A 14,243-nucleotide genomic window follows, 5' to 3' on the forward strand; every position below is an offset into this window, starting at 1 on the left:
ACGCCGCTTGCAGCGCCCGCGGGATCCTCTCTCGCCCTCAGGACACCATGAACGGCATGCCGTCAGGCTTGCGGCACGATGCGGACCGATCGGATCCGCTACCACGCCATGCCGGGCACCAGGCCGTGCTGCTCGACCTCACGCGCAGCCTGATGCAGGACGGGCAGGACGAGCAGACGCTCGCGCGGCTGGCGTTCGAGAAGGTCGGCCCCTACCTCGACGCCGACCTCTGCTTCAACTACCGGGCCGACCCGCAGACCGGCGAGCTGAGCCTGCTGGCAGGCTTCGGCATCCCTGCGGAGCACCGGCAGGCGGTCCAGCGGCTCGTGCCCGGCCAGGCCTACTGCGGTCTCGTGGCGGCGAGCCGCAAGCGCCTCGTGGCAGACGCGGTGCAGATTGCCGCGGAGGCGCCGGACTCGCCGATGCACCTGCTCGGGATACGTGCCTATGCCAGCCATCCCTTGCTGAACGGGGAGGGGCAGCTGCTCGGCACCTTCTCGCTCGCCAGCACACGGCGCAGCGACTTCACGCCGGAGGACGTCCGGCTGCTGCAGATGCTGAGCCATTTCATCGCGCTCGCCTGGGAGCGGCTGCGCACCGAGCGGGCGCTGCGCCGGCGCGAGGAGCAGCACCGTCTCGCGCTCGACGCCGGGCGGCTCGGCACCTGGCGGCGCGACCTCGAGACCGACGAGTTCCACATGGACCTGCGTGCGCAGGCCCATTTCGGCTTCGACACCGAGAGCGTGCCCTCGCAGGCGCAGGTCGACCGGGTCCACCCGGAGGACATCCCCCGCCTGGAGGCGGAGATCGCGGTGGTGAACCGGATGCAGCCCGGCGAGCAGGTCCGCGGCATCGAGTACCGCGTGATCCACCCGGACGGCAGCGTGCGCTGGCTGTCGATCGAGGCCAAGGTCTTCCTCGAGTCGGGCGACGCCGGGCCGCGGCGGGTGTGTGTGGGTACCACGGCCGACATCACCGAGCGCAAGCGCATCGAGCAGGCGCTGCACGAGGCCGCCGAGGACATGAAGCGCGCGCAGGCGATGTCGCGAGTGGGCAGCTGGCGCCTGGACCTGCAGCGGCAGAGCCTGGCGTGGTCGGAGGAGGTGTACCGGATCTTCGGGCGGCTCCCGGGCGCCGTCATCGACTACGAGGCGTTCCTGGCCTGCGTGCATCCGCAGGACCGCGCCGAGGTGGAGCGGCGCTGGCAGGCGGCGCTGGCAGGCGGCCCGGCCTACGACATCGAGCACCGCATCCTGGTGGGCGACGGGGTCAAGTGGGTGCGCGAGAAGGCGGAGCTGGAGTTCGACGCGCAAGGGCGGCTGCGCTCGGGCTTCGGCATCGTGCAGGACATCACCGAGCGCAAGCAGGCCGAGCTCGCGCTGCGCGACAGCCAGCAGCACTACGAGGCGTTGTTCGCGAACCAGACCACGGCGATCGCCCACCACCGCATCCTCTGCGACGCGCAGGGAAGGCCCGTCGACTACGTGATCGAGAAGGTCAACCAGACCTACGAGCGCATGGCCGGCGTGCGCCGCGACCGCGTCGAGGGCCGGCGCGTCACCGAGGTGTTCGCGGGCATCCGCGAGCTCGAGTTCGACTTCATCGCCGAGTTCGGCCGCGTCGCGCTCGAGACCGGCGAGGGCAGCTTCGAGGTCTACTACCCGCCGACGCGTCAGTGGCTGTCGATCTACGCCTACAGCCCCAAGCGCGGCGAGGTGATCGCGCTCTTCAGCGACGTGACGATGCAGAAGCAGGTCGAGACCGCGCTGCGCGACAGCGAGGCCAGCCTGCGCGCGACCTTCGAGCAGGCCGCGGTCGGCATCGTCCACGTCGGCGCCGACGGCCGCTTCCTGCGTGCCAACAGCAAGTTCTGCGAGATGACCGGCTACTCGGCGCAGGAGCTGCGCGCGATGCGCTTCCTCGACCTGACGCCGGAGACGGACCGCGACGCGGGCCTCGAGGACTTCCGCCTCATGGTGGCCGGCGAGATCGCGGCCTTCACCGCCGAGAAGCGCTACCGGCGGCGCGACCAGGCGCTCATCTGGGTGCGCATCACCGCGTCGGCGGTGTCCGACCCGCACACCGGCTGCTTCAAGTACAACGTCTCGATCGTCGAGGACATCACCGCCCACCGCGAGGCCGAGCAGCGCGCCCGCGACGCCGCGCTGCACGACCCGCTGACGCGGCTGCCGAACCGCCGCCTGGTGTTCGAGTACGCCGAGCACGTGCTCGCCGCAGCCTCGCGCCACCACCGCCAGGGCGCCTTCCTGTTCATCGACCTCGACCGCTTCAAGCCGATCAACGACCTCTACGGCCACGAGGTCGGCGACCGGCTGCTCGAGGAGGTCGCGCGCCGCCTGCTCGGCTGCGTGCGCCACGAGGACCTGGTCGGGCGGCTCGGCGGCGACGAGTTCCTGATCGTGCTGCCGCACCTCGACGCGGCGCACCACGCCGCCGCCGTCGCGCACCACGTGATCGACCGGATCTCGCAGCCGGTACGCATCCGCGAGCTGAGCGTGTCGGTCACGCCCTCGGTGGGCATCAGCTGCTTCCCGCAGCACGGGCTGGATGCCGATGCGCTGGTCCATGCCGCCGACCTGGCGATGTACCGTGCCAAGCAGGGGGGTGCCGGCAGCTACGAGATCTACACGCCCGAGCTCGCGCTGCAGGCGGACCGCATGTCCTCGCTCGAGGCGAGGCTCAAGCGGGCACTGCAGCGCCGCGAGCTGGTGCTGCACTACCAGCCGGTGGTGAACATGAGGAGCGGTCGGCCCACCGGCGCCGAGGCGCTGCTGCGCATCGCCGACGGGGACTCGGCACCCGTTGGGCCGGACCGCTTCATCCCGGTGGCCGAGGCGGCAGGCCTGATCGGCCCGCTCGGCGAGTGGGTGGCGGCCGAGGCCTGCCGGCAGCACGCGGCCTGGCGCGCCGAGGGGCTGCCGCCGGTCACGATCGCGATCAACGTCTCGCCGCTGCAGTTCCGCCAGCGCGCCTTCGCGCAGCGGCTGGTGGCGATCGTGCGCGAGCACGGCATCGACCCGGCCTGCTTCCAGGTCGAGGTGACCGAGAGCACGGTGATGGACAGCGTGCCCGAGGCGATCGAGACGCTGCAGGCGCTGAAGTCCGCCGGCATCCGCGTCGCGCTCGACGACTTCGGCACCGGTTACTCGAGCCTGAGCCACCTGAGCCAGCTGCCGCTGGACAAGCTCAAGGTCGACCAGTCCTTCGTCAGGCGCCTCGAGCACGACCGTGCCAGCCGCGCGATCACCGACGCGGTGATCGCGCTCGGCCGCACGCTCGACATGGAGGTGGTGGGCGAGGGGATCGAGTCGGACAGCGCGCGCGCCTACCTGTGCGAGCACGGCTGCGAGCAGGGCCAGGGCTACCTGTTCAGCCGCCCGCTGCCGCCGCAGGAGTTCGCGGCGTGGTACCGCCGGAAGGCAGACGAGCGCTAGCCAGCCGCGGCCGGCGAAGGCGAAAGAAAGCCTCCCGGCGGGAGGCTCGCTTCGCTTACGCGGCGGCCGGCCGGCCGCGCCGCCTCAGCAGCGGCGGCACGATCACCGCGAGCGCGCAGACCGCGAGCACCGCGGCCGCGAGCGGGCGCTCGAAGAACACGGCCGGATTGCCCTCGCCGATCGACATCGCGTTGCGGAACTGCGCCTCGGCCATCGGCCCGAGGATCATGCCGACGATCACCGGCGCGGTCGGGAAGTCGTAGCGGCGCATCAGCATGCCCATCAGGCCGATGCCGTAGAGCAGGAACAGGTCGAAGCTCGACTGGCGCATGCCGTAGACGCCGACGGTCGAGAACACCAGGATGCCGGCGTAGAGCCAGTGGCGGGGCACCTTCAGCAGCTTCACCCACAGGCCCACCAGCGGCAGGTTCAGCACCAGCAGCATCACGTTGCCGATGTAGAGCGAGGCGATCAGCGCCCACACCATCGGCCCCGAGCTCTGGAACAGCTGCGGGCCGGTGGTGATGCCGTAGTTCTGGAAGGCCGACAGCAGCACCGCGGCGGTGGTCGAGGTCGGGATGCCGAGCGTGAGCAGCGGCACGAGCACGCCCGAGGCGGTGGCGTTGTTGGCGGCCTCGGGGCCGGCGACGCCCTCGATCGCGCCGGTGGTGCCGAACTCCTCCTTGTGCTTGGACAGCCGCTTCTCCATCGCGTAGGACAGGAAGGTCGGGACCTCGGTGCCGCCGGCCGGCACGGTGCCGAAGGGGAAGCCGAGGAAGGTGCCGCGCAGCCACGCCGGCCAGGAGCGCTTCCACTCCAGGCGCGTCATGTGCGTGCTGCTCATCCTGTTGGCCGTCTCCTTCACGCGGCCCTCGTAGAGCGCGTAGAAGAGCGCCTCGCCGACCGCGAACAGGCCCACCGCGATCAGCGTCACCTCGATGCGGTCGACCAGCTCCGGCACGCCGAGCGTGTAGCGCGCCTGGCCCGAGATCTCGTCCATGCCGATCAGGCCGATCGCCAGGCCGATGAACAGCGCCGTGAGCCCGCGCAGCACGCTGCTGCCGAGCACCGCGGCCACCGTGATGAAGGCCAGCACCATCAGCGCGAAGTACTCGGGCGGGCCGAACTGCAGCGCCACGTCCGCGAGCCAGGGCGCGAACAGCGTCAGCAGCACGGTGGCGATGGTGCCGGCGACGAAGGAGCCGATCGCCGCGGTGGCCAGCGCCGCACCGGCGCGGCCGTTCTTGGCCATCAGGTTGCCCTCCATCGCGGTGACCATCGTCGCGGTCTCGCCGGGCGTGTTCAGCAGGATCGAGGTGGTCGAGCCGCCGTACATCGCGCCGTAGTAGATGCCCGAGAAGAGGATCATCGACGCGGTCACGTCGACCTGCGTGGTCAGCGGCAGCAGCATCGCCACCGTCAGCGCCGGGCCGATGCCGGGCAGCACGCCGACCGCGGTGCCGATCGTGCAGCCGAGCAGCGCCCACAGCAGGTTCATCGGCGTGAGGGCGGCGGCGAAGCCGCCCATCAGGGATTGCCAGACATCCATCGTCCCGGCTCCTTTTCTTCTCTATCCGTCTTCTGTCAGATCCAGCCGCCGCGCGTGAGCGCGGGCAGCGTCAGGCCGAGGACCTTGGTGAATATCCAGAACACCGGCGCGCTGATCGCCGCGCCGAGCGCCGCGTCGCGCAGCGTCACGGTCCGGGACGGCGTCTGGTCCTGCCCGATGCGGAAGCCCCGCGCGCCGAGCGCAAACAGCAGCGCGCAGGAGGCGACGAAGCCGACGTGCTCGATCAGCGCCGCGTTGGCCAGCAGCCCGAGCGAGACCCAGGCCATCGCGCGCCAGCGCGGCGGGAACGCGGGCGCCTCCACCAGCGGCGCCGCGTGGCGCAGTGCCGAGACGATCAGCGCCGCGCCGAGCACGGCGAGCGCCCCCGACACCAGCCAGGGCAGGAAGGCGGGGCCGACGCCGCCGTAGCCGGCATCACCGCCGATCTGCGCGGCGCCGAGCGCCATCAGGGCGGCGATCGCCAGCACGCCGGCACCGATCGCCGCGAAGCCGCGGTTCTTCATGGACTGGCCCTCCGCGGCGGGGGCCGCACCCGGCGCGGCCTCCCGGGACGATTCGAGCGCACGGAGCCGCGCCGCCATCACAGCATCCCGAGCTTGACCATCAGCGCGCGGGTGCGGGCGAGGTCGTCCTCGACGAAGCGCTCGAACTCGGCGCCGGTGAGCACGCTGCCGGTCCAGTTGTTCTTCTGCAGCGTCTCGGCCCAGCTCTTGGTCTTGGTCGCCTTCACCACCGCGTCGGCCAGCGCCTTGCGCTGCTCGGGCGAGATGCCGGGCGCCCCGTAGACGCCGCGCCAGTTGCCGATGTCCACCGCCACGCCCTCCTCCTTCAGCGTCGGCACGTTGACGCCCGGCACGCGCGAGGGCGCCGTGATCGCGATCGCGCGCAGCTTGCCGCTCGTCACGAACTCCTGCAGCTCGCCCCAGCCGCTGGTGCCGACCGTGACATGGCCGCCGAGCACCGCGGCGGTGGCCTCGCCGCCGCCCTTGAAGGGCACGTAGTTGACCTTGGCGACGTCCACGCCCGTCTCGCGCGCGATCATCGCGACGCTGATGTGGTCGATCGAGCCCTTGGAGCCGCCGCCCCACTTGACGCTCCCGGGGTCCCTCTTCATCTGCGCGACCACGTCCTTGAAGGTCTTGATCGGCGAGGCGGCCGGCACCACGAAGACGTTGTACTCGGCCATCAGGCGCGCCACCGGCGTCGCGTTCGCGAGCGTCACCGGGGGCTTGTTCTGCACGATCGCGCCGATCATCACGCCGCCGACGACGATCAGCGCGTTCGGGTCGCCCTTGGACGAGTTGACGAACTGCGCGAGGCCGATCGTGCCGCCGGCGCCGCCCTTGTTCTCGTAGTTGACGTTGCCCGCGATGCCCGCCTCCTGCAGCGCCTTGCCGAGCGCCCGCGCGGCCTGGTCGTAGCCGCCGCCCGGGTTGGCCGGCGCCATGATCTTGAAGTTCTCCGCGGCCTGGACGGGCCCGGTGCCGAGGGCGGCGAGCAGCACGGGCAGGGCCAGCAGCTTGAGGGCTTGACGACGCATGGGAGGTCTCCTTCGAATGACTTGAATCAAGGTGCGCGATGGTGCCGCCGCGAGCCGGCGCCCGGCCTGGGGGGCAACCCTGATCGGTGCGCCGAAGCTGTCAATCTGCTGTCAACGCGGCTCGCGAGGCTGTCAGACGGCTGTCGGGGCGGGTCCCCCCGGGACCCGAGGGGTGCGCGCCGGGGTGCACACTGCGGCCTCATGAAACTGCTGTTGGTGGAAGACGACGCGGCGATGGCGCAGGCGCTGCGCCTGGCGCTGGAGCGTCGCGGCTTCGAGGTGGATCACTGCGGCGACGGCGCGCAGGCGCTGGCGCGGCTGCGGCACACGCCGCCGGACGCCGCGCTGCTGGACCTGACGCTGCCGGGCATGGACGGGCTGCAGGTGCTGCACCGGCTGCGCGCGGAGCACATCGCGGTGCCGGTGCTGGTGCTGACCGCGCGAGGCGCGGTCGGCGACCGGGTGCTGGGGCTCAACGCTGGCGCGGACGACTACCTGTCCAAGCCCTTCGATCTCGACGAGCTCGAGGCGCGGGTGCGCGCGCTGCTGCGCCGCCGCCACGGCCGCGAGGCCGAGGCGCCGATCGCCTGCGGGCCGCTGCGGCTCGACCGCGAGTCGGGCGCCTTCCAGCTCGGCGACGCGCTGCTCGAGCTGCCGCCGCGCGAGCACGCGCTGCTCAAGGCGCTGATCGCGCGACCCGGCCACGCGGTGCCGAAGGAGAAGCTGTTCCGCGTCGTGTTCCCGATGGAGGAGCACATCCAGTTCGAGGCGATCGAGGTGGTCGCCTACCGGCTGCGCAAGAAGCTCGCCGGCGCCGGCGTGTCGCTGATCACGCTGCGCGGGCTCGGCTACCTGCTGCGCGCCGACACGGCGCCGTTGCCGTGAGCCGCGCGGCGCCCGGGCTGCCGGCACCGCGCTCGCTGCGCTGGCGGCTGGTCGCGGGCATCGTGCTGCCGATCGCGCTGTTCGTCGCCTTCGACGCGGCGAGCACCTACCGCAGCGCGCTCGCGTCGATCAACACCGCTTACGACCGCTCGCTGCTGGCCTCCGCGCGCTCGATCGGCGAGCTGCTGCAGCCCGCGGGCGGGCGGCTGCGGGTGGAGGTGCCCTACGCCGCGCTCGAGGTCTTCGATGCCGGCAACGAGGGCCGCATCTACTACCGCATCAACGGCTTCGACGGCGAGTTCCTGTCGGGCTACGAGGACCTGCCGGCCTACACGCGGGCCCTGCCGCGGCGTAGCGACTACGCGGCGCTGGTGGACTTCTACGACGGCGAGTACCGCGGCGAGCGCGTGCGCATGGCGGCGCTCTACCAGCCGGTGGCGGGAGCGCAGGTGCGCGGCGTCGCGCTGATCCAGGTCGCAGAGACGCTCGGGATCCGCGAGCGGCACACGCGGCGGCTGCTCGTCGAGATGCTGCTGCGCCGCGCCGCGATGCTCGGCGTGGTGCTGCTCGTCGTCACCGTGGTGGTGGCGCATGCGCTGCGGCCGCTCGAGGGCCTGCGCAGCGCGCTGTCGGCGCGCAACGAGCGCGACCTGTCGCCGGTGGCGACGCCGGGGCTGCCGGCGGAGCTGCAGCCGGTCGAGGCCGCGGTCAACGAGCTGATGCAGCGCCTCGGGCACCTGATCGGCCACCAGCGCCAGTTCGTGCGCGACGCCTCGCACCAGTTGCGCACGCCGCTGGCGGTGCTGAAGACGCAGGCGCAGAACGGCCTGTCGGGGCATGCGCCGCCGCGCGAGACGCTCGAGCGGATGCACGACACGATCGAGCGCGCGGTGCGCCTCGCGAACCAGATGCTCGCGCTCGCCAAGCTCGAGCAGGTGCACCACCAGGACGAGCCGCAGCCGCTGGACCTCGCCGGGCTGACCCGCGAGGTCGCGCTCGACCTCGCGCCGCTGATCGCCGACAAGGGCATCGACTTCGAGCTCGTCGCGGACACGCCGGTGCGCGTGCTCGGTCACGACTGGATGCTGCGCGAGGTGACGCGCAACCTGCTGCACAACGCGGTGCGCGAGACGCCGGCCGGCGCACCGCTGACGCTCGCGGTCGATGTCCTGCCGCAAGGCGCAGGCAGCGCGCCGCTGGCGCGCCTGCTCGTGCGCGACAGCGGCCCGGGGCTGGCCCCGGCGCAGCGCGAGCGCCTGTTCGAGCCCTTCCACACCGGGCACCCCAGCTCGGGCACCGGGCTCGGCCTGGCGATCTGCCGCGAGGCCTGCGAGAGGCTCGGCGCGAGGCTCGAGCTGCTCGACAGACTCGACGACGGGGGGCGCGTCGCCGGGCTGGACGCGGTGGTGACGATGCCGCTCGTGGACGAGACGACGGGAACGGAAGGCGGCACGATGCGCTGAGGCCGCGCCCGGCGCGGCGTCGCTGCGAACCGCAGGGACGGGCCGCGGGGCTGCCGCCTGCCCGTGGCGGTTCAGCCGGCCTTCAGCAGGCCCTTCTCGAGCGCGAAGGTCAGCAGCTCCGCGTCGGTCGGCGGCTCCGGCCAGGTCTCGCTCGCGAGCCAGCGGAAGAACACCGTCGCGGCCGGCTTGCTGTCCAGGCGCTTGGCGCGCCAGTGCTTGGCGATCGCCGGCGCGAGCTCGCGGAAGGGGCCTTCCTCGAAGCGGCGCACGTCGCGCTCGCGCGCCGCGGCGTCCTGCTCGTTGAACAGATCGCGCGCCATCGCGAGCTGGTGGTCGGCGTAGGCGTCGCGGATGCGCTGCATGTGGTCCTTGGCCGAGACCGGCGGCGCCGCGGCGAGCGCCGGCTTCTTCGCGGCCGCGGGCTTGCGCGCGTAGCCCTTGCGCAGCGCGTCGCGGAAGTAGGCGACCGGGTTGTTCAGCGGCTGCAGCGAGCCGTCGGCCATGCGCTGCTCGACGTGGTCGAGCGCGCTGCGCAGCAGGTTCTCGTCGTGCTTGACGTAGAGCTGCTGGGCGTCCTCCTGCGGCAGCCCGAGCTTCATCATGCGGCCGAGCAGCTGCATGTCGATCAGGTCGTCGACTGGGCCGCCCGCGCCGAGCGCGAGCGAGGGCTGCGAGTTCGCGGCGATGTGGAACTGCAGCTGCTTGACGCGGCGGCCTTCCTTGTGCTCGAGCAGGGTGACCTTGAGCTCGTCCTGCAGCGTGTTCACCTCGCTGATCGCGGGGTTGATGATGTCGCGCTTGAAGTACTTGTACTCGAGGCGGTCGGTGTCGATGTCCGGGTTGCCGGTGAGCACCGGCACCCACCACTGCCAGTCCTCGCGCATCGTGTAGCCCTGCGGGCTGGTGCGGTAGCGCAGCGCGATCTCGTAGAGCGCCGCGCCGGCGTAGGTCCGCAGCAGCGTGATCATCTCGAGCGTCATGCGCGTGTAGACCTCGGGTTTCACCAGCTTGTCGCGGATCGTCGGCGCGTAGGCCCACTCGATCCAGACGCTGTGCCCGTCCTCGCCCTTCTCGAGCTTCGCCGACGCGAGCAGCGAGGCCACCTCCCAGCTGCGGCCCGGGCTGTGCCACTCGACGTTGGTCGCCACCATCTGCCGCAGGTGCTCCTTGAGGATCTCGGTGTTGTTCGACTCGAAGCGGCTGTCGGTGAGCAGCTGGCTCAGCGGCAGCCGGTAGGTCTCGCGGTGCGCACCCTGCAGCTGAGCGTGGTAGAGCAGGATGTTGAAGACCCGCCGCGCGAGCAGCGTGATGCGGCCGGAGCGCGGCGTGACGGCGATGGCCTCCACGGCCTTGCGCATCTCCTGGCTGTCCTTGGCCGAGGGGACGGTGGCGAGGCTCCGGACGGGCTTTTTCGAGGTCGGAGGCATGATTCGGGCGCCATCCTAAGGGCTGAGGTGAGCGTTGGCAATCACCTTTCCCATCGAAGCTCACCTTCGTGGTCTCACCGCCCGTTTCGGGGCGAACGAGCGGGTTCTCACCCGGGTTTCCCATATCGGCTCACCTTCGAAGCGAAGCGGGCGGAGGCTGTTGCAGCCGGCTCTCGGGTGCGCGTTGAGAGTGTTTGAGGAACGCTGTTTAAAACATTTGAATTACATTAACACTCCGAAAAGTCGTTGTGCGACAAGGACTTGCGATCGGTTGCGTGAGCGCTTTTGGGACAGTTGGTGAGCGGTGCTGGGAGGCGCGGTGAGTGGATATGGGAGGCCGACCCATTTCGGGGTGAGCGGGATTGGGATTCCGGGTGAGTGGATATGGGGTTTCCCAGGAGAACTCACCCGCCGGAGCGGGTGCGGGGCCGGCGAAGACGCTGCGATCCGGCCTGCTTTTCCCAATTCGTCTCACCTGAGGGCCTGCGGGACTCGGACTGGACGGGCTTCCGAGTGTTACGGCAGCGGTTTGCCGCGCATTTCGGCGCGCCGTCTCCCAACCGGGCTCACCTTTTGCCGCCCGCGCCGCCTCCCTCTCCCAATCCGGCTCACGTTTGCGGCTCGAGTTGGGGACGCGCCGCCGGGAAAAGAGGCCCTGCTCTCCCAAGAAAGCTCACCGCAGGCGGGGCGGCCGGGGGAAATCCCAATCCCGCTCACCTGAACCCTGCCGCTTCCCAATCGCGCTCACCGAAAGTCTCCCAATCGGGCTCACCTCGAGGCCGGTCGGCCGGCATCCCGGGCTTTCCCAGAGAGGCTCACCTTGCCGCGGTGGCCGCGCTGCGGGCATCGGTGAGCGGTTTTGGGAGGGGTCGTGGTGCGGTGGCGCGCCGTGCACGGTGTCGGGCACGGCCGGGCGGGGGCAAAGGTGAGGAGCTTTGGGAGGTGGGGGGCCGGGCAGGCGCTCGCCGGGCCTCTCGCCGGTCGCATTGCCGGGTGGGACGGGAGCTTCGGTGAGCCGGTTTGGGATTCCTGCCCGGAATTCCCCCTGCAGGGGGCGCAAAGGTGAGGGCGATTGGGAGTCCCGGGGGGGAGGGCGGACAGGCGGCAGGGGGGCGGGCAGGCCGCGATCGGGAGGGCGGGCGGGCCGCTCTCCCAATGCGGCTCACCTTTCGGTGCTGGCCGGCGCGGCGTCGGCGTGGAACAGGCGCTCGACCGCCGCGACCAGACGCTGCAGGTCTTCCGCGGGCAGCGCGCGGATCGAGAACTCGAGCTGGCCCCGCTCCTCGACCACCTTGAGCTGGCCCTTCGCGGCGCCGAGCCGAAGCTCGCGGATCTCCGAGCGCACGCGGCGCTGCGGGCCCTGCAGGCGCGATTCGATCAGCGCGCGCACCTGCTGGCGCGTCATCTCCTTGCGCACCACCTCGTCGATCACCTCGGCGGCGAGCTGCTCGGCGCGGTCTGGGTCGGTCCTGGCGAGCTCGGCCACGAAGATGCGGCTGAGCTCGTAGGCGGCGCCGTGCGAGGAGGTCTGCGGATGCTCCTTCATGCGGGCGAGCAGCCGCTCGGGGATCAGGTTGATCGCCATGACCTGCGACACCGCCGACTTCGAGATCTGCAGCCGCTGCGCGATCTCGTCCTGGCTCTCGAACACCCCGGCCTTCAGCAGCGCCTGGAAGCGCACCGCGTCGTCGAGCACCGTGTGCGCGCTGCGCTCGAGGTTGATGCGGCGCGACGCGAGGTAGAGGTCGCGCGAGTTCGCGGGCTTGCGCTTGATCTCCACGCGCAGCGACGGCAGGCCGGCGGCGCGGGCGCCGCGCAGCCGCTTGCCGCCGTCGATCAGCAGCACGCGGCCATCCTCGACCCAGCCCTCGGCGCTGACGTCCTGGCCGTGCGCCTGCAGGCTCAGCGCCATGTCGTCGATCTCGGAGGCGACGTAGAACACCCGCGCGTTGAAGGGGTTCTCGCCGATCAGGTGCAGCGGCACCTGCACCGTGCTGCCCACCGGGTAGTCGGCGACGTTCTCGGAAGGGGGGGCCGAAGGGGCGATCGCGGGCGCGGCCGCCGCGGCTGCGGTCGGCATGCCGGGCGCGGGCGGCCGGGCGTCGGGGACGGCGCCGAGCAGCGCGCGGGCGAGCTTGTCGGCATCCGCCGCATCGGTGCGCTGGAAGACCCGTGCGGGCTTGACCTTGCTGCTCATTGCACTGCCGCCTTCGCCTCGAGGCGCTCGACGATTTCCTGGTAGACGTCCTCGAACTCCTCGACGGCCTTGACCGCGTCGCGTCGCGGCAGCTCGAACAGGCTCTTGCCCGTCTTGCCGACGTCGCGCCAGCTCTTGCGGTCCTTCAGCCCGGTGCGCAGGATCTCGATGCCGGGGGCGAGCTCCTCGAGGTACTCGCGCGCATCCTGGTCCTCGCTGGAGTTCCAGCCGCTCGGCGTGCGGTTGAGCACCACGTAGAAGGGCACGCGCCCGTTCTTGTGGAACTTGTCGGTGGCGCGCACCGCCGCGTGCAGCCCGAGCGTCGAGTCGAGGTCGCCCTGCGAGACCTGGGTCGGCGCGAGCCAGAAGTCGACCACGCGCGCGAGTTGCCCGAGCTTGCCGTAGTCGCGTGCGCCGACGTCGATGATCACCGCGTCGTACTTTCCTGCCAGGTCGACGATCACCGGGCCCGGATTGTCCGGGGCCTTGATCACCGGGATCTGCGGCTCGACGCCGTGGGCCTGACGGATCGCGTACCACCCGGAGGAGGTGCCGGTGGAGTCGGTGTCCACCAGCATCACGCTCGCGCCCTCCTGGCGGATGCGCCAGGCGAGGTTCACGGCCAGCATGGACTTGCCCACCCCGCCTTTCTCGTGTCCGACGACGATGATCATAGGATGTTCTTCGCCTTGCCTAGATAAGAATGAAACAGGGATTATCTTTGATTCCGGATGACATATCAACGTCGACTTGCGAGTAAATATCGATTGAATTGCTGTTTTTGTGGGAGATTCCCGCGTGGTGCTTTTCGGACTTCTGACAGGGAGGTCTTGAGGATTGGGGGAGTTCAACGCGTTGAACTTTCCGCCTGACAGTGACGCGGAGGGGTGGGTTCCGTTCGGATTCGTCACGGTCGTTTGCGCCCCCGCATGCCGGGCTGGTCCGAGCGCATTGCCCGATCGCCAAGCGAGTTCGGGGGTCTGGCTGCTGCACCGTCTTTGGGAGGGCCGACGTCGCTTGGGGCGACGCTCTCCCGGTGGGTGGCGGAGGTTGACGGGTCCTCGGCTTCGGCAGTGGGTGTCAAGGCATACCGCGGGGCAACATGGGGGCGACTCGCGGGTCGAGGGGGCTCGGGCGTGAGGTGTTCGGATGAGGTGGGGGCGGCAGGTAGGCGCCGTTCTGCGGAGGCGAAGGAGTTGGGCTTGCAGCTCGCATGCCGAGGGCGCCTGTCGTCAGTGGCGCGGATCAGCCGGGATCGCGGCCCTGTTTGGGTCCGAGTAGGCATGCTCCTTGGCCTCGGGGTGCATGCTCCAGGCAGGGCGGTCGGTCCCGGGTCGACGCATGCGCCCCATCGCACCGCCACCGTTCGGGTGCAGATTGAATCCGGGGCTGGCCGTGGCCCGGGAAGGCGGCGCCTGCGCGGCAGCTTTCGTCTGGGCGGCAGGGTCCTGTCGGGCGCGAGGAACGGGGCTCAGGTGCAACCTTCTTCATCAGTCGCGCGATCCCGGACTGTGTAGCCCTTGGCCGCGACTTGCGGGCCCGGCGATGGAGCGCACGCTTGCCGAGCGAGAAAGGCCGCCGCCCATGTTCGTTCGATGTCGCCGGCAAGGTCGGATGCAGCGACAAGGAGCAAATGCAGACTTGTTCGAGACAGGTGAGGGAGACAGGTGAGGGAGACAGGTGAGGGAGACAGGTGAGGGAGACAG

At 70.8% G+C, this 14,243-nt stretch carries 9 protein-coding genes; 3 read left to right on the forward strand and 6 right to left on the reverse strand.

The genetic code is table 11. The annotated features are described in order from the left end of the window. Nucleotides 1-125 precede the first annotated feature (125 nt). The gene (locus D3A59_RS13120; RefSeq protein WP_170162344.1) at nucleotides 126-3,455 is read left to right on the forward strand and encodes an EAL domain-containing protein; all 3,330 of its coding nucleotides are present in this window, start codon (nucleotides 126-128) and stop codon (nucleotides 3,453-3,455) included. A 55-nt stretch (nucleotides 3,456-3,510) separates the two neighbouring features. Here the strand turns inward: D3A59_RS13120 and D3A59_RS13125 are convergent, their stop codons facing one another. The 3 genes from D3A59_RS13125 to D3A59_RS13135 all read right to left on the reverse strand — a co-directional run bounded on the left by D3A59_RS13125 (nucleotide 3,511) and on the right by D3A59_RS13135 (nucleotide 6,565). After that, nucleotides 3,511-5,004, reverse strand: a complete 1,494-nt coding sequence (locus D3A59_RS13125; protein WP_119155385.1) for a tripartite tricarboxylate transporter permease — start codon at nucleotides 5,002-5,004, stop codon at nucleotides 3,511-3,513. A gap of 35 nt (nucleotides 5,005-5,039) precedes the next feature. Continuing rightward, on the reverse strand, nucleotides 5,040-5,528 hold the full coding sequence (locus tag D3A59_RS13130; protein ID WP_119155386.1) for a tripartite tricarboxylate transporter TctB family protein: 489 nt from the start codon (nucleotides 5,526-5,528) through the stop codon (nucleotides 5,040-5,042). 77 nt (nucleotides 5,529-5,605) lie between these two features. Then, nucleotides 5,606-6,565: a Bug family tripartite tricarboxylate transporter substrate binding protein gene (locus D3A59_RS13135; protein ID WP_119155387.1), complete on the reverse strand. Its 960-nt coding sequence runs from the start codon at nucleotides 6,563-6,565 to the stop codon at nucleotides 5,606-5,608. Nucleotides 6,566-6,766: 201 nt separating this feature from the next. On the opposite strand from D3A59_RS13135, the gene D3A59_RS13140 reads away from it, so the two are divergent. Together D3A59_RS13140 and D3A59_RS13145 are read left to right on the forward strand one after the other, a co-directional pair. Beyond that, nucleotides 6,767-7,450, forward strand: coding sequence for a response regulator transcription factor (locus D3A59_RS13140; protein ID WP_119155388.1), 684 nt, complete (start codon nucleotides 6,767-6,769; stop codon nucleotides 7,448-7,450). Beyond that, nucleotides 7,447-8,913: a sensor histidine kinase gene (locus D3A59_RS13145; RefSeq protein WP_240636048.1), complete on the forward strand. Its 1,467-nt coding sequence runs from the start codon at nucleotides 7,447-7,449 to the stop codon at nucleotides 8,911-8,913. The genes D3A59_RS13140 and D3A59_RS13145 overlap by 4 nt, the downstream gene beginning before the upstream one ends. Nucleotides 8,914-8,984: 71 nt before the next feature. Here D3A59_RS13145 and D3A59_RS13150 read toward each other — a convergent pair whose 3' ends face one another. The 3 genes from D3A59_RS13150 to D3A59_RS13160 form a co-directional block, all read right to left on the reverse strand. Beyond that, nucleotides 8,985-10,340, reverse strand: a complete 1,356-nt coding sequence (locus D3A59_RS13150; protein WP_119155389.1) for a replication initiation protein — start codon at nucleotides 10,338-10,340, stop codon at nucleotides 8,985-8,987. Nucleotides 10,341-11,502: 1,162 nt separating this feature from the next. Beyond that, entirely contained in the window at nucleotides 11,503-12,537 is a 1,035-nt protein-coding gene (locus D3A59_RS13155) for a ParB/RepB/Spo0J family partition protein (protein WP_119155390.1), read from the reverse strand. Continuing rightward, the gene (locus tag D3A59_RS13160; protein ID WP_119155391.1) at nucleotides 12,534-13,211 is read right to left on the reverse strand and encodes a nucleotide-binding protein; all 678 of its coding nucleotides are present in this window, start codon (nucleotides 13,209-13,211) and stop codon (nucleotides 12,534-12,536) included. The genes D3A59_RS13155 and D3A59_RS13160 overlap by 4 nt, the downstream gene beginning before the upstream one ends. Nucleotides 13,212-14,243: the final 1,032 nt, after the last annotated feature.

Source organism: Caldimonas tepidiphila (genome assembly GCF_003569765.1).
Lineage (GTDB): Bacteria > Pseudomonadota > Gammaproteobacteria > Burkholderiales > Burkholderiaceae_C > Caldimonas > Caldimonas tepidiphila.